Annotated in this window: 17 protein-coding genes, 2 tRNA genes and 1 pseudogene; 7 read left to right on the forward strand and 13 right to left on the reverse strand. The window is 72.4% G+C overall.

The window, feature by feature from the left end; translation table 11 throughout:
* Positions 1-635: 635 nt before the first annotated feature.
* Entirely contained in the window at positions 636-860 is a 225-nt protein-coding gene (locus tag J7462_RS13130; protein ID WP_208570477.1) for a hypothetical protein, read from the forward strand.
* 174 nt (positions 861-1,034) lie between these two features.
* On the opposite strand, the gene J7462_RS13135 is transcribed toward J7462_RS13130, so the two are convergent.
* From J7462_RS13135 to J7462_RS13160, 6 genes are all read right to left on the reverse strand, one after another.
* Positions 1,035-1,832, reverse strand: a complete 798-nt coding sequence (locus J7462_RS13135) for a carbon-nitrogen hydrolase family protein (protein WP_208570476.1) — start codon at positions 1,830-1,832, stop codon at positions 1,035-1,037.
* Between the two features lie 436 nt (positions 1,833-2,268).
* The gene (clpX, locus tag J7462_RS13140) at positions 2,269-3,564 is read right to left on the reverse strand and encodes an ATP-dependent Clp protease ATP-binding subunit ClpX (RefSeq protein WP_067310644.1); all 1,296 of its coding nucleotides are present in this window, start codon (positions 3,562-3,564) and stop codon (positions 2,269-2,271) included.
* A gap of 214 nt (positions 3,565-3,778) precedes the next feature.
* Positions 3,779-4,441, reverse strand: coding sequence for an ATP-dependent Clp protease proteolytic subunit (locus J7462_RS13145; protein ID WP_091250718.1), 663 nt, complete (start codon positions 4,439-4,441; stop codon positions 3,779-3,781).
* Between the two features lie 10 nt (positions 4,442-4,451).
* On the reverse strand, positions 4,452-5,093 hold the full coding sequence (locus tag J7462_RS13150; RefSeq protein WP_067310650.1) for an ATP-dependent Clp protease proteolytic subunit: 642 nt from the start codon (positions 5,091-5,093) through the stop codon (positions 4,452-4,454).
* Between the two features lie 171 nt (positions 5,094-5,264).
* The gene (tig, locus tag J7462_RS13155) at positions 5,265-6,617 is read right to left on the reverse strand and encodes a trigger factor (protein WP_208570475.1); all 1,353 of its coding nucleotides are present in this window, start codon (positions 6,615-6,617) and stop codon (positions 5,265-5,267) included.
* A 148-nt stretch (positions 6,618-6,765) separates the two neighbouring features.
* A tRNA-Pro gene (locus tag J7462_RS13160) sits at positions 6,766-6,839 on the reverse strand.
* A gap of 254 nt (positions 6,840-7,093) precedes the next feature.
* Between J7462_RS13160 and J7462_RS13165 the strand changes: the two genes are divergently transcribed.
* A tRNA-Gly gene (locus J7462_RS13165) sits at positions 7,094-7,167 on the forward strand.
* Positions 7,168-7,440: 273 nt separating this feature from the next.
* Here J7462_RS13165 and J7462_RS13170 read toward each other — a convergent pair.
* Positions 7,441-7,638, reverse strand: coding sequence for a hypothetical protein (locus J7462_RS13170; RefSeq protein WP_219464330.1), 198 nt, complete (start codon positions 7,636-7,638; stop codon positions 7,441-7,443).
* A 223-nt stretch (positions 7,639-7,861) separates the two neighbouring features.
* Here J7462_RS13170 and J7462_RS13175 point away from each other — a divergent pair, with 223 nt between their 5' ends.
* Positions 7,862-8,344 carry a hypothetical protein gene (locus tag J7462_RS13175; RefSeq protein WP_219464332.1) on the forward strand — a complete coding sequence of 161 codons (483 nt, stop codon included), beginning with the start codon at positions 7,862-7,864 and terminating at the stop codon, positions 8,342-8,344.
* A gap of 87 nt (positions 8,345-8,431) precedes the next feature.
* On the opposite strand, the gene J7462_RS13180 is transcribed toward J7462_RS13175, so the two are convergent.
* The 3 genes from J7462_RS13180 to J7462_RS13190 are packed head-to-tail and all read right to left on the reverse strand — an operon-like array spanning position 8,432 to position 10,409.
* Entirely contained in the window at positions 8,432-9,115 is a 684-nt protein-coding gene (locus tag J7462_RS13180; protein ID WP_219464333.1) for an SMI1/KNR4 family protein, read from the reverse strand.
* 26 nt (positions 9,116-9,141) lie between these two features.
* Positions 9,142-9,915: a hypothetical protein gene (locus J7462_RS13185; RefSeq protein ID WP_219464335.1), complete on the reverse strand. Its 774-nt coding sequence runs from the start codon at positions 9,913-9,915 to the stop codon at positions 9,142-9,144.
* Positions 9,912-10,409 carry a SigE family RNA polymerase sigma factor gene (locus J7462_RS13190; RefSeq protein ID WP_219464336.1) on the reverse strand — a complete coding sequence of 166 codons (498 nt, stop codon included), beginning with the start codon at positions 10,407-10,409 and terminating at the stop codon, positions 9,912-9,914. The genes J7462_RS13185 and J7462_RS13190 overlap by 4 nt, the downstream gene beginning before the upstream one ends.
* A gap of 140 nt (positions 10,410-10,549) precedes the next feature.
* On the opposite strand from J7462_RS13190, the gene J7462_RS13195 reads away from it, so the two are divergent.
* The 3 genes from J7462_RS13195 (at position 10,550) to J7462_RS32210 (ending at position 14,532) form a co-directional block, all read left to right on the forward strand.
* Complete coding sequence (locus tag J7462_RS13195) at positions 10,550-11,437, forward strand: DUF3152 domain-containing protein (RefSeq protein WP_255597704.1); 888 nt, start codon at positions 10,550-10,552, stop codon at positions 11,435-11,437.
* A 120-nt stretch (positions 11,438-11,557) separates the two neighbouring features.
* A complete protein-coding gene (locus J7462_RS32205; RefSeq protein ID WP_255597705.1) occupies positions 11,558-13,408 on the forward strand; it encodes an Hsp70 family protein in 1,851 nt (616 codons plus the stop codon).
* On the forward strand, positions 13,306-14,532 hold the full coding sequence (locus tag J7462_RS32210; RefSeq protein WP_308290887.1) for a PQQ-binding-like beta-propeller repeat protein: 1,227 nt from the start codon (positions 13,306-13,308) through the stop codon (positions 14,530-14,532). Before J7462_RS32205 ends, J7462_RS32210 begins: the two co-directional genes overlap by 103 nt.
* Before the next feature lie 179 nt (positions 14,533-14,711).
* On the opposite strand, the gene J7462_RS13205 is transcribed toward J7462_RS32210, so the two are convergent.
* The gene (locus tag J7462_RS13205) at positions 14,712-15,509 is read right to left on the reverse strand and encodes a trypsin-like serine protease (RefSeq protein ID WP_219464337.1); all 798 of its coding nucleotides are present in this window, start codon (positions 15,507-15,509) and stop codon (positions 14,712-14,714) included.
* A 345-nt stretch (positions 15,510-15,854) separates the two neighbouring features.
* A complete protein-coding gene (locus J7462_RS13210) occupies positions 15,855-16,394 on the reverse strand; it encodes a hypothetical protein (protein WP_219464338.1) in 540 nt (179 codons plus the stop codon).
* Positions 16,395-16,515: 121 nt separating this feature from the next.
* Between J7462_RS13210 and J7462_RS33285 the strand changes: the two are divergent.
* A pseudogene (locus J7462_RS33285) lies at positions 16,516-16,847 on the forward strand (hypothetical protein).
* A gap of 49 nt (positions 16,848-16,896) precedes the next feature.
* On the opposite strand, the gene J7462_RS13220 reads toward J7462_RS33285, so the two are convergent.
* Positions 16,897-17,382, reverse strand: a complete 486-nt coding sequence (locus tag J7462_RS13220; protein WP_208570464.1) for a ribose-5-phosphate isomerase — start codon at positions 17,380-17,382, stop codon at positions 16,897-16,899.
* Positions 17,383-17,460 lie beyond the last annotated feature (78 nt).

The raw sequence follows: 17,460 nt of genomic DNA on the forward strand, positions 1-17,460 counted from the left end.
AAGCACCCTGTTGAGTTCTCAAAGAACAACCACACACCATTCGGTCACCGCTTATCGCGGCGAACCGTCCGGGGCAACTCGCTTAACTTACTAGGGCTGAATTTCGCTGTCAAATTCGCTTTCGCGATCAGCCAGCTCGACTCAAACCATTTCCACGCCGACGCACGCCGTTTCCGGCGGTCGTTGCTGTCGTGGGAATCGGCAGACCGGCTGGCATCCGCTTTCGCGGCGCCCGCCCGGCTCCCTGCCGGCTTCAGCACTCTACCCGGTCAGCTTCGCGTTCGCAACCCCAACCTGCGGGGCCTCTCGCACTGCCCGATCCTCAGCATCGCTCGGCGTCTCCGCCACGATCCTGGTGCTTGCTTTCAGCCGGTTTGTCCGGCCTGCCGCGTGCAGAGAGAAAGTTACGCGGCTGTCCACCGGAAGGCAAATCAATGATCGTCACTTTTCGTGCTCGGCGGTCGTACCATCCGAGCGGCCGGCACCCGGTCGACCGGCTGACCCCCCTCCCGGCGGCAGCCGGCCCGCTGCGGGGCGGTACGACGTGCCGGGCGCGCTGGGATGCGCCGAGTTCGCTGCGGCACCGCGCACCGGAACCGACGACGGGATGGCCGATCCGTGCCAGAGTGGCTGCCATGGATGAGGCGTCCCGATCCCCCACGGTCACCCTCGCCGACGACGCGCTGCTCGGGCTTCTCCTGCCCTTCTGGCAGCTGGTGATCGCGGCGGTCGTTCTCGTCGTCGTCGTACTGTCGGTCGTTCGACTCGCCCAGCGGGGACCGTCCAGGATGGGAACGGCGTTGCTGGTGACGGCCGCCGCGATCATCGGCCTGGCCATCGCCGGGGTACTGCTGAGCTGACCCGACACGCACCCCGCCCCGGACCCGGCGGATCGTGAACCGGCAGCCGCACCGCAGCGAGGCACCGCCGGACCAACAGGGCCAGAACAGGCCGGTGCTCGGCGACCAGGTCGGTCGGCGACCGGTCCAGATGCCAGCAGGCGCAGGGCGGCATCGCCGGGGCGTCGAGGTCGGTCAGAGACGACGGTTCGCCAGGCTGGGCAGCTCGGCCCGGATCGTGCGCAGCCGATCGAGGTCCAGGTCGACGACGGTCAGGCCCGGCCCGTCCGGCACCTGGCCGAGGACCGTGCCCCACGGGTCGATCACCATGCTGCGCCCGAAACAGGTCCGACCCGGCTCGTGGTCGCCGGTCTGCCCGGCCGCGGCCACGAAACACTGGTTCTCGATCGCCCGGGCCCGCAGCAGGACCTCCCAGTGGTCCCGCCCGGTGTGCATCATGAACGCCGCCGGAACGACCAGCAGATGCGCGCCCCCCTCGACGGCGAGCCGCCGGTAGAGCTCCGGGAAACGCAGGTCATAACAGATGGACAGGCCCACCCGCAGCCCTTCCACGTCGACCACCACCGGCTCGTGTCCCGGCGCCACCGTGGCGGATTCCCGGTAGGACACCCGGCCGGGGATCTCCACGTCGTACAGATGGATCTTTCGGTAGCTGGCGGCCAGCCTGCCGGACCGGTCGAAGACCAGCGAGGTGTTCCAGGTGTGCGCCGGGTCCGGCCCGACCTCGTGGAAGGAACCGGCGACCAGCCAGATCCCCAGCCGGCCGGCTACCTCGGCGAAGAAGGTCCCCACCGCGCCGTCGGCCCCCTCCGCCGCCGGCATCCCGTCGGACCGGCCGAGATAGTCGACGTACTCGGGAAGGACCGCCAGGTCGGCACCGGCCGCCGCGGCCCTGACCAGCAGGGCCTCGGCGGCGGCCAGGTTGGCCGCCCGGTCGTCGCGGGCGTTGAGCTGGCAGACGGCGACGCGCATGATGCCAGGGTACGGGCGGACGGCGACCCGGGACAGCGGACAGCCTGCGGCGGACAGCGGACGCGCACGGCAGACCCGGACAGCGGGCCGGCGCTGCGACCCACCACACCGGCGAAGACCGCTCCCGGTCCCCCGTGAACGCCCACAGCACGGCGGTGGGCGGACGGCACACGCCGTGGCTCCCCCGGGCACCACGTGGGGCGTCCCCGGCCGGTGGTGACCGGCTACAGCCCGTCAGCGACGCCGCTCAGCAGTTCGGCGGCTGTTGCCCCGCCGTTGCCCGGCGGGGCAACAGCGGCGACATGCCCGTGCCGGCGACGATAGCCAGCAGGCCGGGGCGGGTGGCGAAAACCGGGGGCAGACCCGGACCCGTCACGCGCAGAAGCACGGCCCGGGACAGCGGCCGTGCTTCCGACGGTGTTCGGGGAGGGGTCGGTCAGGCCGACTTCTCCTCGCGGTCGCGGCGGGCCCGGCGGCCGGTGAACTCGCGCGGGACGATGGTCGGGTTGACGTTCTCCAGGACGGCCTCGCGGGTGATCAGCACCCGGGCGGCGTCGGGGTTGCTCGGCACCTCGTACATCACGGAGAGGAGGACCTCTTCCATGATGGCGCGCAGACCCCGGGCACCGGTGCCCCGGAGCATGGCCTGGTCGGCGATCGCTTCCAACGCCGGCGGCTCGAACTCCAGCTCGACGCCGTCCAGCTCGAAGAGCCGCTGGTATTGCCGCACGAGGGCGTTACGCGGCTCGGTGAGGATGCGCACCAGGGCGGAGCGGTCCAGGCTGCGGACGTTGGTGATCACCGGCAGTCGGCCGATGAACTCGGGGATCAGCCCGAACTTGAGCATGTCCTCCGGCATCACCTGGCTGAAGATGTCGTCGGTGGAGCGCTCCGAGACCGACCGGAGCCGGGCGCCGAAGCCGGTGCCGCCGGAACCGGTGCGGGACTCGATGATCTGGTCGAGGCCGGCGAAGGCACCACCGCAGATGAACAACACGTTGGTGGTGTCGATCTGGATGAACTCCTGGTGGGGGTGCTTGCGTCCGCCCTGCGGCGGCACGTTGGACACCGTGCCCTCAAGCATCTTGAGCAGCGCCTGCTGCACCCCTTCGCCGGAGACGTCCCGGGTGATCGACGGGTTCTCCGACTTACGGGCGATCTTGTCGACCTCGTCGATGTAGATGATGCCGGTCTCGGCGCGCTTGATGTCGTAGTCGGCGGCCTGGATCAGCTTGAGCAGGATGTTCTCCACGTCCTCGCCGACGTAGCCCGCCTCGGTCAGCGCCGTGGCGTCCGCGATCGCGAAGGGGACGTTCAGCATCCGGGCCAGGGTCTGCGCGAGGTGTGTCTTACCGCAGCCGGTGGGGCCGAGCAGCAGGATGTTGGACTTGGCCAGCTCGACCGCGTCGTTGCCGGAGCCCGGCGCGTTGGCCGCCTCGGCCTGGATCCGCTTGTAGTGGTTGTAGACCGCGACCGCGAGCGCCTTCTTGGCCTGGTCCTGGCCGACGACGTAGTTGTCGAGGAACTGGCAGATCTCCATCGGCTTGGGAAGCTCTTCCCACTTCACCTCGCCGGACTCGGCCAGCTCCTCTTCGATGATCTCGTTGCAGAGGTCGATGCACTCGTCGCAGATGTAGACACCTGGCCCCGCGATGAGCTTCTTGACCTGCTTCTGCGACTTGCCGCAGAACGAGCACTTCAGTAGGTCGCCGCCGTCACCGATCCGTGCCACCTACGTTCTCCCTGCACTCGTCGACCGGAACCCGGCCCTGAACCGCGGGCGCCGGGGCACCCGTCCGTGGTGAAATCCGTTCCGCCGGTCCGACCCGGCCACGCCGTACGGACCCGACGTTACCCGCTGGCGGTGGTTTCTCCGACCCCCAAAACGGGTGTGTCAGAGGCCGGTCGGGAACTCCTCGCCCCGACCGACCTCCGATCGGCAGTGCTCAGCGGGCCGCGTTGGAGGCCAGCAGACCCTTCTTGCGGCTGGTCAGGATCGTGTCGACCAGCCCGTACTCCTTGGACTCCTCGGCCGTCATGATCTTGTCACGGTCGATGTCCTTGCGAACCTGCTCGATCGGCCGGTTGCAGTGCCGGGAGAGCATGTCCTCCAGCTGGGTACGCATCCGCAGGATCTCCCGGGCCTGGATCTCGATGTCCGAGCCCTGCCCGTAGCCGCCCTCGGTGGCCGGCTGGTGGATGATGATCCGCGAGTTGGGCAGCGCCATCCGCTTACCGGGGGTGCCCGCCGACAACAGCACCGCCGCCGCGCTGGCCGCCTGACCCAGGCAGACCGTGGAGATGTCCGGCCGGACGTACTGCATGGTGTCGTAGATCGCCGTCATGGCGGTGAACGAACCACCGGGCGAGTTGATGTACATGATGATGTCGCGGTCCGGGTCGGTGCCCTCGAGCGTCAGCAGCTGCGCCATCACGTCGTTGGCCGACGCGTCGTCGACCTGGACGCCGAGGAAGATGATCCGGTCCTCGAAGAGCTTGTTGTACGGGTTGGACTCCTTGACCCCGTACGAGGTGCGCTCGACGAACGACGGCAGGACGTAACGGTTGTGCACGGCCGCGAACTGGGGCGGCAGGCTCAGATCGGTCATCGTCAGCTCCTCAGCTCAGGGTCCCGGCGCCATCCGGAACCTGCGTGGCCCCGATGATCACCTTGTCGATGAAGCCGTAGTCCATGGCCTCCTGGGCGGTGAACCAGCGGTCCCGGTCCGAGTCGGCCTCGATCTGCGCCTGGCTCTGGCCGGTGTGGTGCGCGACCCGCTCCTGGAACATCCGCTTGGTGTAGAGCATCTGCTCGGCCTGGATCGCGATGTCCGACGCGGTGCCGCCGAGGCCACCGGACGGCTGGTGCATCATGATCCGCGCGTGCGGCAGGGCGTACCGCTTGCCCTTGGTGCCCGCGCAGAGCAGCAGCTGACCCATCGAGGCGGCCATACCCATCGCCACGGTCGACACGTCGTTGTCGATGTACTGCATGGTGTCGTAGATCGCCATGCCGGAGTAGACCGAGCCACCCGGCGAGTTGATCCAGAGGAAGATGTCGCGGTCCGGGTCCTCCGCCGCGAGCAGCAGCAGCTGGGCGCAGATGCGGTTGGCGACCTGGTCGTTCACCTCACTGCCGAGGAAGATGATGCGCTCCTTGAGCAACCGGTTGTAGACCGAGTCGTCGAGGTTGCCAATGGTGTCGCCACCTCGGGCTTCGATCGCCCGGAGCGGCTTCGCTGGGATGTGCATGTCGGTCATGGCAGCCCTTCGCTCTCCGTACCGTCGTACCCGACATTAACCGCTCCACCGGGTGATCGACTCCCGGTCGCGGCACTGTTCGCTCTCAGCGCAGCTGGCTCGGGACGTACCCGCAGAAGTGGTTCGGCCGCCGTTCGCCGCAACGGGCGGACGGCGGCCGACCGGGTCGGATCAGTGCTCGTGGTCGTGGTCGTGCGCCTGCTCGCTCTCGGCCCGCAGCGCATCGAGGGTGACCTCGTTGCCGGCGGTGTCCTTGATCTTGATCTTCTCCATCACGGAGGCGAGCGCCTTGCCGCGCCGCACGTCACCGAAGACGGCGGCGGCAGCGCCGGAGCGGACCAGCTGGTCGTAGTACTGCTGCGGGGCCATCCCGGCGCGCTGCGCCCGGTGGACGATCTCGTGGCCGAACTCGTCGTCGGAGACCTGGGTGTCCTCGGCGTCGGCCAGGGTGTCCAGCAGCAGCTGGATCTTGACACCCTCGGTCGCCGCCTCGGCCAGCTCGGCGTCGATCTGCTCCTCGGTCTTCTCCTCGGCGGCGAGGTACTCCTCCATCGAGGCGCCGATCCGCTCCAGCTGGTCGACCATCGCCTGCTTGCGGCTCTCGACCTCCTCGCGGACGATGCCCTCCGGCGCCGGCACCTCGGCGGCGGCGACCAGCTGCTCCAGGGCCTTGTCCCGGGCGGCGTAGATCTGCTCGACCCGCTTGCCCCGGCTGACCTTCTCCCGCAGGTCGGCACGCAGCTCGTCGATGGTGTCGAACTCGCTGGCCATCTGGGCGAAGTCGTCGTCCAGCTCCGGCAGCTCCTTCTCCTTGACCGTACGGACGGTCACCGCCACCTCGGCGTCGCGGCCGGCGAAGTCGCCGCCCACCAGCTGGGTGGTGAAGGTGGTGTCGTCGCCGGCGGCGAGACCGACCAGGGCCTCGTCCAGCCCCGGCAGGAGCTGCTTGCTGCCGACCTCGTGCGAGATGTTGCTCGCCGAACCGCCGGGCACGTCCTCGCCGTCGACCGTCGCGTTCAGGTCGATCTGCACGTAGTCGCCCTCGGCGGCGGCCCGCTCGACGGTCTTGAGCGTGGCGAACCGCTCGCGCAGGTTCTTGACCTGCTCGTCGATCTCGCTCTCGTCGATCTGCAGCTCGTCGACGGTCACCTCGACGGTGGCCGGGTCCGGCAGGGTCAACTCGGGCCGCACGTCGACCTCGGCGGTGAAGTTGAGCGAATCGCCGTCGTTGAACTCGGTGATCTCCACCTCGGGACGACCGAGCGTCTTGAGGTCGTGCTCGCGGACCGCGGCGAGGATGTTCTGCGGGATGGCCTCCTGCACCGCCTCGTTGAGCACGGTGCCCCGGCCCACCCGCTGGTCGATCACGGCGGCGGGGATCTTGCCCCGACGGAAGCCGGGAACCTGGACCTGCTGGCCGATCTCCCGGTACGCCTTCTTGAGGCTCGGCTCGAGCTCGACGAACGGCACCTCGATGGCGAGCCGCACGCGCGTCGGGCTCAGAGTCTCGACGGTGCTCTTCACAGGCGTACTCCTTGACGGATCTCAGTGGTGGGTCTGGGCGTGATTGCGCGCATCGAGTGTAGGCGAGCCGGGACGCTGCTCCGGCAGCGCCCGGCATACCGCACGGAATCGGCGTCGCCCCCGGGAGGTGCCCCGGATGCGCACGCAGTCGGGGTGGCGGGATTTGAACCCACGGCCCCTCGCTCCCAAAGCGAGTGCGCTACCAAGCTGCGCCACACCCCGTGGCAAAAGAAGTGTAAGCCGTCCCGCCCCGCCGGGAATGCCGGGGCGTCCCCACCACCCCCTCCCCCACCCCACCTCCGGCGCACCCCCGAAAGGCCACCCGCCCCGGTGATCAAGAGGTTTGCGCCAAGTTGATCGCCGCAGGTGACGCAAACCTCTTGATCACCGGGGTCGAGGCGGGGAGGGAATGCCGGTGCGCGGGGGGTGGAGGGAGCGGGTAAGGTGTGGGCGCGTCCTGGTGTACGGGGCGCGATGCGGGCGTAGCTCAATGGTAGAGCTTCAGTCTTCCAAACTGACGGTGCGGGTTCGATTCCCGTCGCCCGCTCCACCCAAAGGACCAGGTGAACCGCCTGATCGCGGCACCTGGGTCGGCTACTTCTCCCTAGTAGGTGACTAGCATCGGCTCCCGGGGTCACGAGCCAGTTCGGGCGGGGTCGCCGGGATTGCGGCCGAGACCTCGGTGATCAGGTCGCGGACCTCGTCACCCCGACCGGTCACCTCACGCTACGACTCATCCGCCTGCGGCTCCGTCGTACCGCCATCAAGGTGCCGCGCCAGCGCGGCGCAGGTCCGCCACGCTCGGTGGATCCGGGTTCGACAGTCAGTCGTCCGCGCCGCCATCGTCTTCGTCGCGCAGCAGGCGATCGAGGTCTTCCGGTTTCATCCGCTTGATCTCAGCTTCGAACTTGTGGCTGTAATTGCGGTCATTGGGATCGCTGCAGTTGCTGGCCGCCACCCGGCCGTACGCCCTCATGAACGATCCGAGTTCGCGTCGAATCCGATCCTGTCGATGCCCCATCCGCCTCACGGTACGAGGCCGGGCGCGTCCCCTCACAGCGATTTACCCGCTGACGACCCGGCGCGTCATCCGAGCCGGTCGATCGCGTCCAGCTTCTCACCGACGGCGGTCCTCGCAGGTGACGCCGTCCGGCCCGCCGCACTCTCCGGCCCGCCGCACCCTCCGGTCGGCGCGGTGCGGTGCGGTGAACGTGGACACGTCGACGATGGGGTAGAACAGCGCCGTGGACCTCGAGACCCTCGGCCGTGCCCTCGACGACGTGTTCGACCACGCGCTGGTCTACCACGGGTTCACCGACTACATGCGGGACTACGAGGCCATCGTCCACGTGACCGCGGATCCCCGCACCGAGATCGCGCCGACCTACCTGCGCTACCTGTTCCGGTACTGCGTCGAGGCGCACTGCCGGACCTCGGTCCCGCCGGTCACCTGGCGGGCGTCCCTGGACGATCGCCTGATCGACCACGAGACAGGCGTCGACCTGGACGGGTACGTGTGGGGGGTGAAGTGGCACGCGCTCTATCCGGGGGCCCGGGTCCAGGCGGAGTCGGCCACCGCGCGGAGCTGGGCCGAGGCGACCGGGCTCGACTTCCACGAGGTGCTGATTGAGACCAACGCCCACGTGCTCACCCTGGTCTTCTCCGACCTGCAGGTCAGCGAGGTGCCACCGGGGTACCGCCCGTTCACGGTCGACCGGGACGGCTAGGTTGGACCGCCGTGCGGGTGCCGGTCGGCAGCGCGCCCGCCACCGTGGGCCGGCGTACCGGCGCGCAGCCGAGCCGGCCCGGGGCGGCTACGCCGGGGCGGACCCGGTTGCGACCTGGGCCTCGGCTGCCGCCAGCCAGCGCCGGTACCAGCGGGCGAAGCCGAGCGGCGTGCCGTCGTCGTCGTGCAGGGGCCGGAAACCACCACCCTCGGCGATGTCGTCCGCCCACATCCGACCCCGTGCGGGGCCGCTGACCACGAGCGCCTCCCGCAGCGCGCAGCCGAGATGGCACAGGTACAGCAGGCCCATCGAGTGCTCGGGCGTGAAGACGAGCCTCTCGTACTGCTCCTCGTAGGCGTCCTGCGCGGCGGTGAACGCCTCCTGCGAGTCGTAGTCGTCCTCGTCCGGGTGGGCGGGCAGGCCGTCGGCCGGGTTGAACGCCGCGACGTGGGCGAAGGGACGCCCGAGCGCCTCCGGGGTGGTGAGGTCGGCGCCGTCGCCCTCCCACTGCCACCGGCCGTCGAGCCGTCGCATCGGGAAGAGTCCGTAGGCCGGCCCGGCTCCACCCCGTCCCGCCTCCAGCAGGAACGACCGGTACTCGGCGGGCAGCTCGACCTGGAACTGCGCCTCGGCCTGCGCCAGCTCCTCGGTGGTCAACGGCAGTTCGAGCTGCCACCCGTGGTCGGCGGCACCGAACACCGCGCCGGCACCGGGGGCTGCGGCCAGCAGCGCGAGTCGTCCACGGACGTCTGACCAGTCGGGGCGCGTCACGCCGGGGACGATACAAGCCGACGGGGTCAGAGCCGCCGGCCGGCCGCGTCGCGGGCGACGATGCCGTCGAGACGTACGCCGGGCGTCAGATCGGCCGGGTCGAACCAGAAGATCACCAGGTCCGGGTCCGTGCTCCAGCGGACCAGCCGGGCGTCGACCTGCCGCCCGGCGGCGGTGCCGACGATCCGGGTTGCCGGCCCGACGAAGTAGCCGAAGGTGGGCACCACCGGGCGGACATCCGAGGGGGTCGCGTCGTCGTAGCCGATCTCGTGGAAGCCCGGCCTCCGGTCGCTGCCCCGCACGTCGTTGACGACGATGTCGTCGATCAGCTCGCCGGCCGAAGTGCGGCGACCGGCCATCAACCCGATCGTCACCCCGGGTGCCTCCGGCAGGTCGACCGCGACGACATAGAGCACCCGCTCGCCGGAGCCGTACCGGATGCCGGTGTCCACCACGTCGCCGACGGGCTGCTGGCGTTGCTCCCCCCGGGTCAGGCCCGGGTAGGGCGGCGACGTGACCGGGGGTCCCACGGTGGGGGCGGAGAGGGTGGGGGCAGGGAGGGTGGTGGCGGTCGCGGCGGCGGGTGGGCGGTCCGGTGCCGGCGGCCGGGTCCACCGCACGCCGAGCCCCACACCGCCGGCCACCAGCACGGTGACCAGCGCCGTCGCGCCTGCCCCGGCGAGCCGGCGGCGGCGACGCAACCGCCGGCCGTCGCGCATGATCACGGTCAGGTCGAGGTCCTCGGGGTACGGCCGTTCGGTCGCCCGCATCGCCCGGCGCAACTGCTCAGGCTCGGTCATCGGCCGGTCCCCTGGGTCGCCGGGGTCCCGGTGGCGCGCAGCTTCTGCAACGCCCGGGAACCGGTGCTCTTCACCGTGCCGAGCGATACGCCCAGTTCGCGGGCCACCTGTGCCTCCGGTAGGTCGAAGTAGTAGCGGAGCACGACGATGGCCCGCTCGCGAGGGCTGAGCGCGCCGAGGATGTCGAGCAGCCAACGGCGGGTGGCCACGTCGTCGGCGACGTCGCCGCGCCGCTGCTCGGGCAGGTCGTCGGTGGGGTACTCCCGGATCGGCCGCCGCCACCCGTCGACGAGGTGGTTGACCAGCACCGTGCGGGCGTACCCGTAGGCGTCCTCCTCGCGGATCCGGGACCAGGACGCGTACGTGCGGACCAGGGCGGTCTGCGCGGCGTCCTCGGCCTGGTGGTGGTTGCCGGTCATCAGGAACGCGGCGTGTCTGAGCCGCCCGGAGGCGGACCGGGCGAACTCGACGAACTCGGCGTCACCCCGGGCCATGCCCGCTCTTCCCATCTGCCACGCCGGACAGGACGGGCGGGGGCACCGAAAGGTTGAGTCCCGTCGGGATCAACTGTTCCGGCGGACCGCCCGTCCTTCCCGCTGCCCGACGCTGCCCGGCGGTGGGCGGAGGAGGCAGCATGGCGACGAAGGTTAGCCCCCGCACCGGCACCGGCCCACGCGGACGGTCGGTGACGGCGCTGCTGATGGCGGCCTGGCTGACCGGCTGCGGGATGCCGGCGGCAGAGCGTCCCCCGGCGGGGCCGGCGTCCCCGGCCGTCCCCGCCGGGATGTCCGACCGGCCCGGTGACTCCGGCCGGGCGGGCGGGCCGATCGGGCCGGGTGACTCCGGCCCGGCGGGTGGGACGGACAGACCTGGCGGGGCGGGCGGACCTGGCGGAGCGGCACCCGCACCGGTCAGTTATCCGGCGGACGGGACCAACCGCTGGCAGGTGGCGGCCGGTGAGCCGGCGGCCCCGGCGGGAACCGGGCGGCTGCTGCGGTACCGGGTCGCCGTGGAAGGCGACATCCGAGGGCTGCCGGTGGCGCAGTTCGCGGCCGAGGTCGGCGCGACGTTGACCGCCCCGCAGGGGTGGACCACGGGCGGGACGCTGCGGCTGTGGCGGGTCGGCCCCGGCGGCCCGGCCGACTTCACCGTCCACCTGGCCACCCCGGGCACCCGCGACGAGCTGTGCGGGGACGCGGCGGACGGCTACACCTCGTGCCGCAACGGCAACCGGGTGGTGATCAACGTGGCCCGCTGGATGAAGGGGGTGCCGGGCTACGGCGCGAGCCTGGCCGTCTACCGGCGGTACATGGTCAACCACGAGGTCGGGCACCGGCTGGGCCACGGCCACGAGCGGTGCCCGGGGCGGGGCCGACCTGCGCCGGTGATGCAGCAGCAGACGCTGGGCCTGCACGGGTGCACCGCGAACGCCACGCCGTACCGCGACGGGGTGCGCTACTCGGGGCCGGCCGGCTCCTACGCCGACGCGATCCCGCCCCGCGAACCCGGCCGTCGGGGCTGAGCGGACCCGGTGGTCCGGCCCCGGGGTCACGACGGCAGTGAGCACGGCCGACGGCGGGGCGGCACGGGCTGCGTACCATGCGGGACCGGGCATCCCCTCGCCCGGTGGAGGTAGCGACGGATGGCAGGCCAGCAGGACGGATACGCCCTCGGGATCGACCTGGGCACCTCCAACACGGTGGCCGTGTTGCGCTGGCCGGACGGGCGGACCCGACCGCTGCTCGTCGACGGTCACCCGATCCTCCCCTCCGGGGTGTACGCCGACACCGACGGCCGGCTGCACGTCGGCCGGGACGCCCAACGGCTGGCCCAGGCGGACCCGACGCGCTACGAGCCGAACCCGAAGCGTCGGGTGGACGACCCGACGGTCCTCCTCGGCGACCGGTCGTACGCCCCGGCGGAGCTGCTCGCCGCGACCCTGTGGGCGGTCGCCGAGCAGGCGGTGGCGACGGTGGGGTTCCTGCCGCCGGCGGTACTCACCTACCCCGCCGCCTGGGAGGCCCCCCGACGGCAGGTGCTGCACGACGCGCTGGCCCTGGCCGGTTGGCCGTCGGCCGCCGAGCACACCATGTCCGGTCCGGTGCCGGTCGGCACCCGGCTGCTGCGGGAACCGGTCGCGGCGGCCCGCTACTACACCGAGGTGCTGCGCCGACCGGTGCCGGTGGGCGAGGCGGTCGCCGTGTTCGACTTCGGCGGCGGCACGCTGGACGTGGCGGTGGTCCGCAACGAGGGCGCCGACCCCTGGGGCGACTCGGGTTTCACGGTGATCGCCACCGGCGGGATGGCCGACCTCGGCGGACTGGACCTGGACGCGGCCCTGCTCGGACGGCTCGGTGAGCGGCTCGGCGACGCGCAGGCGGCGCTGTGGGCCCGGCTGACCCGGCCGGAGACGACCGGGCAGTGGCGGGACCGGCAGCAGCTCTGGGACAACGTCCGGGGGGCGAAGGAGATGCTGTCCCGGGTCGCGGTGGCACCGGTCGCGGTGCCCGGCCTGGAAACCGCCGTCCCGCTCACCCGGGCGGAGCTGGAGCAACTCGCCACTCCCCTGCTGATCCGGGCGGTCGCCCGGACCCGGGAGGTGGTCGCCGAGGCGGGCCTCACCCCGGACCGGCTCGCCGGGTTGTTCCTCGTCGGCGGCTCGTCCCGGGTGCCGCTGGTGGCCCGGCTGCTGCACGGCGAGCTGGGGGTCGCGCCGACCGTGCTGGAGCAGCCCGAGCTGCCGGTGGCCGAGGGGGCGCTCACCGACCTGCCGCTGCCCCGGCCGGGCCGACGTCCCGGGCCGGCCGGCGCAGCCGGGCCCGCCCCGGCACCGCCGTCGCCCGCCCCGGTGCAGGCCCCGCCCGCCCCGCCCGCTGCGACGCACGACGCCGCGCCGTGGGCACCCGACGCCGTGTCCGCCCCGGTCGGGTCGGATGACGGCCAACCTGCCGGCACGGCCGCCAACCTGCCGGCAGGCGTAGCGGCGGCCGGCGGCACGAGCCACACCCTCCTGCCAGGGCCAGGCCCCACCCTGCCGGCGGGACCCGGCGCGACGCTGGTGGCCGGGGCGGGTACCCCGCTCGGTGGGACACCAGTGGCCGGATCAGGCGGAACGCCGGTGCCGACCCTGGGCGGGATGCCGCCGCACGGGACCGTACCGGGCAGCGCGCCCGCCCAGGCCGGGTATCCGGCGGGCTGGCCGGGCGTACCACCGGGGGCGGTGCCACCACCGGGGACCGGTGCCGGCCCCCGACGCCGGTGCGGCGCGGGCGTCGCCGGCTGTGGATCGGGCTCGGTGCGGGCCTGGCGCTGCTCGGCGTGCTCGGCGCGGCGGCGCTCTGGTTCACCCGGGACCGCTATCCGGCGCTGGAGTTCCACACCCTCACCCAGGTGGCCCGGCCCGCTGCCGACGGGGACCGGCCGACGGCGATGTTCACCACCGTCCTCGACGACCGCGCCTACCTGGCCTACCAGCTGTCCGACGACCGGCTGACGGTGGTGGCGGTCGACGCCGGCACCGGCAAGCAGGCGTGGCGGAGCACGATCTCGGCGGGCAGCCAGCGGTGGGCCGGTCTGCGGGCGGTGCCGGGCGCGGTGCTGGCCGTCGCCGACGCGGCCGGCGACAGCACCCCCCGCGACGTGGTGGTGCTCGACGCCGGCGACGGCGGGGAACGGTGGCGGCTGCCCGTACACGGGGACGACGCGGTGCACGTCACCCGGGAGACCCTGGTGTGGGTGGACCGCACCGGCAGCCGCCTGGTCGGGCTGCGGCTGCGCGACGGACGGCAGGGCTGGGCACAGGACAACCCGCGCAGCGAGTACGGCGACACCCGCAGCACGGTGCTGCCGGTCGGCACCGAGCAGGCCGAGGTCGGCCCCGCCGGGTTCGACGGCGTCTCCCGCGCCCCCTGGCTCGGTGACACCGACCGGCTGGTGCAGGTGGGTGCCGACCGCTCGGTCCGGGTGCTCGACATGGACAGTGGCGAGGTGCTGCGTCGCCGCGACGGGGTGGCCGACGTCAGCGACCGGATGGTCGCGTACGGCGACCGGTTCTACGTCGTGGAGGAGGACCAGGGATACAAGCTGCTCGGCTACGACCTGGGCAGCTTCGCCGAGCCGACGGTGCTCTACAGCGCGGGTCAGCAGCGGCGGGTCACCGGGCTGGTGGCCTGCGGCGAGCACCGGGCCTGCCTGTTGGAGGTGCCGGAGGGTGACGCCGAGCGGACCGAGGTGGTCGCCGCCACCGAGGGCAAGGGCAGCCGGCGCTGGGCGACGCCGGGCGGCGCGGACCTGGTGCCGGTGGGTGGGCACCTGCTCGTCCGGCGGCAGTCGCCGAAGACCACGGTGAGCCTGTACGACCCGGCCGGGAAGGCGGTGCTGACCGACCGCCAGGGCACGGCGGCCCGGGTCGACGCCGGCAACCTGCTGCTCTTCGCCGAGACGCCGAGCAGTGTCGAGGACGACCGCAGCCTCGCCGGGGTGTCCAAGGCCGGCGACCTGACCGAGATGGGGCAGCTTCAGGGCGTCCGCAGCGAGTCGTGTGCGTGGAACACCTCGGTGATCGTCTGCGGGGCGGAACGGGACTTCGTGCTGTACCGGTTCGCCGGGGACGGCTGAGCCGGCCACACCCCGGCACGGGGACGGCTGAGCCGGCAGCGCCGGGACGGCCGAGCCGGCAGCGCCCCCGCACGTGGGCCCCCGACGGGTCGGACGTGACCGCGCCACCGACGGCCCGGCAGGGCGGTCGGTGGCGCGGTGGTGCGTGGTGCGGGTGGTCCCGGTTGCGGGCCGGCGGGTCAGCCGCCGAGGCTGGCGGCTGCCGAGGCGATCGACGCGGCGAACGTGCTCACCTGGGTGTAGACGCCGGGGGCGTTGGGCCGGGCGCAGCCGTCGCCCCAGCTGACGATGCCCACCTGGATCCAGGCGTTCGCGGCGTCGCGGCGGAACATCGGGCCACCGGAGTCGCCCTGGCAGGTGTCGGTGCCGCCACTGGCGTAGCCGGCGCAGATCTCCTCGGCGGCGACCAGCTCACCGGGGTAGGAGGCGGAGCAGCTGGCGTCGCTGACGAAGGGCACCGTCGCCTTGAGCAGGTAACGCTGCTGCGCACCGCCCTCGCGGGCCGCACCCCAACCGGCGATGGTGAAGGTGCCGCTGTCGTACGCGGTGGTGGTGGCGATCGGCAGGGTGGCCTGTGAGGTGACCGGGGTGGCGAGCCGGATGAGCGCCCAGTCCTTACCGGTGCCGTTGTAGCCGGGGGCCCGGTATACGTAGTTCGACTTGACCTGGATCCGGCTGCTCGACTGGAGGTCGACCGCGCCGAGGGTCGCGGTGATGCTGGTGTTCGTTCCGGTGCGGTTCACGCAGTGGGCGGCGGTGAGCACCAGCCGGGGGCTGTAGAGCGCCCCGCCGCAGCCCATGGAGAGCCGGACCATGAACGGGAACTCGCCCTGCGCCGCCCGGGTGCCGCCGACGACGGACGGGGCCGCGTCGGGGGTCGGCGCGGCGGTGGCCGGGGCGGTCAGGACGAGCGATCCGGCGGTGACCGCCACCAGTGTGGCGGCCATCCGGCCGATGAGACTGCGCCAACGGTTCACTGGGCCTCCAACCCTCGGCGGCGCGCTTGGTGGGGCGCCGGTTCGATGGCGGGAGCCTAGGGCGATAAATTGACACAGCTCAACATCTCGATGAGGTCATACGATCGTGGTCCCGCCGCCGGGGGTCACCCGGCCGGACGGGGATGAAGCCGTCGCGGCGGGGTAAGACAGCCCCCGGCCTGGAGGAGTGTCGACCGGTGTCGCGGGGCGTCCCCGCGACCGGACGCGGGCGGACCGGGTCACACCCGGCCCGCCCGCAGTGCCGTCCGGGCCGGCCCGGGTGGAAGGCGGTGCCGTCCGGCCCGGGTGGGTGGCGGTGCCGTCCGGCCCGGCCAGGCGGCCGACTCAGTTGCCGGTGAGAAAGTTCCAGGCGTCCATCACCCACTGGGTCTGCTGGAGGTAGGCGATGCCGACCCCGGCCAGGAACACCGCGGTCACCAGGTGCGCGCCGCGCGCGCTGCGGCGTACCCGGCCCAGTTGGCGTTCCAGGACCACCCGGCCGAGCAGCCGGGAGAGCGCGAACAGGCCGGCCGCCACCAGCAGGCTGAGCAGGAAGGTGAGCAGCGGGGTGCCCAGTTCGCCCCGACCGGAGATGGCCCAGATCCCCCAGCAGACGAACGCGAACAACGCGCCGGCCGCGCTCCACTCGCCGCCCCGGCGCAACTGCTCCACGTGCCAGCTCATCGGCCGGCGCGGCGTCGCCGGCTCGGACCAGCCGGACGTGTCGTGCTCGACCACCGGGAACGGCTCGGTACGCGGAGCCCGGGACTGCCCCACCGAGGCGACGCCCCGACGGAACGGCTCCCGCTGCGGCGGGACCCCGACACCGGGCTGGGGTGGCACCTCGACGGTCCGCTCCGCCCACGGCTGTGTCTGGTCTGCCATCTCGTTTCCTCCCCATGACCGGTGCCGGCCGTCGACCGGTCCACCACCTCCGAGGGTAGCGAGCGGACAAACTGCCTCGACCGGCCCGGCCCGGGGGCCTGCCGGACGGTACGGTCGGGAGATGGCGGATGCGGAGCGGCGGCGACGCCGGTTACGGCACCAGCCGGAGGCGACGGACGGTGGCGGTGAGCTTCCGACGGCGGCGACGGCACCGGTGCACGACGGGACACCGGCCCCCGGCCCCGGCGCGGTGGCCCGGGGGCGGAGGACAGCGAGCGGGGGCTGCGCGGGCTGGTCGGTTCCGGCTCGTCCCAGGTCGGGGTGGGTTCCGCGCTGCGGGCCCGGGACGCCGCCCGCCCCACCGAGCAGGATCTGGCCGAGGCCGAGGAACGACTGGTGATCATCCGGCGGAACTGGGTGCCCCGGGAGGAGTTGCCCCGCTCGGGCCGGTGACCGGGCCGGCCGGCGGCCGACCCGGTCGAGAGGTCAGGACGAGGCGGGGTCAGGGCAGCTCGGCGGGGGCGGGCAGCTCGGGCAGCTCGTGGGTGCGCTCGTACTCGGCCACCTGGGCGATCCGCCGGGCGTGCCGCTCGTTGCCCGAGAACGGGGTGGTGAGGAACGCCTCGACGATGGCGGCGGCCTCGTCCAGGGTGTGCTGGCGGGCGCCGACGGCCACCACGTTGGCGTCGTTGTGCTGCCGGCCGAGCTGGGCGGTCTCGACGCTCCAGGCCAGCGCCGCCCGGATGCCGGCGACCTTGTTGGCGGCGATCTGCTCGCCGTTGCCGGAGCCGCCGATGACCACACCCAGGCTGCCCGGGTCGGCCACCACCCGGTCGCCGGTGTGCAGGCAGAAGGTCGGGTAGTCGTCGTCGGGGTCGAAGGCGTGCGGGCCGACGTCGACCAGCTCGTAGCCCTGCTTGGCCAGATGATTGGCCAGGTGCACCTTCAACTCGAAACCGGCGTGATCGGATCCCAGGTAGACGCGCATACCGGGCAGTCTGTCAGGGCCGCGCCCCGGCCCGCCGTGGGGGCGGCGTGCCGGGGCGAATTCGTCACAACCGGGAGC

Source organism: Micromonospora sp. RL09-050-HVF-A (assembly GCF_019374995.1).
In the GTDB taxonomy this organism is placed as follows: domain Bacteria; phylum Actinomycetota; class Actinomycetes; order Mycobacteriales; family Micromonosporaceae; genus Micromonospora; species Micromonospora antibiotica.

Excerpts from the sequence above, each read along its gene's own strand:
- J7462_RS13170 (WP_219464330.1), bottom strand. The coding sequence starts at position 7,638 with ATGGGGCATCGACAGGATCGGATTCGACGCGAACTCGGATCGTTCATG.
- J7462_RS32205 (WP_255597705.1), top strand. The coding sequence starts at position 11,558 with ATGGCAGGCCAGCAGGACGGATACGCCCTCGGGATCGACCTGGGCACC.
- J7462_RS13130 (WP_208570477.1), top strand. The coding sequence starts at position 636 with ATGGATGAGGCGTCCCGATCCCCCACGGTCACCCTCGCCGACGACGCG.
- J7462_RS13135 (WP_208570476.1), bottom strand. The coding sequence starts at position 1,832 with ATGCGCGTCGCCGTCTGCCAGCTCAACGCCCGCGACGACCGGGCGGCC.
- J7462_RS13190 (WP_219464336.1), bottom strand. The coding sequence starts at position 10,409 with ATGGCCCGGGGTGACGCCGAGTTCGTCGAGTTCGCCCGGTCCGCCTCC.
- J7462_RS13195 (WP_255597704.1), top strand. The coding sequence starts at position 10,550 with ATGGCGACGAAGGTTAGCCCCCGCACCGGCACCGGCCCACGCGGACGG.
- J7462_RS13185 (WP_219464335.1), bottom strand. The coding sequence starts at position 9,915 with ATGACCGAGCCTGAGCAGTTGCGCCGGGCGATGCGGGCGACCGAACGG.
- J7462_RS13150 (WP_067310650.1), bottom strand. The coding sequence starts at position 5,093 with ATGACCGACATGCACATCCCAGCGAAGCCGCTCCGGGCGATCGAAGCC.
- J7462_RS13210 (WP_219464338.1), bottom strand. The coding sequence starts at position 16,394 with ATGGCAGACCAGACACAGCCGTGGGCGGAGCGGACCGTCGAGGTGCCA.
- J7462_RS13145 (WP_091250718.1), bottom strand. The coding sequence starts at position 4,441 with ATGACCGATCTGAGCCTGCCGCCCCAGTTCGCGGCCGTGCACAACCGT.
- J7462_RS13220 (WP_208570464.1), bottom strand. The coding sequence starts at position 17,382 with ATGCGCGTCTACCTGGGATCCGATCACGCCGGTTTCGAGTTGAAGGTG.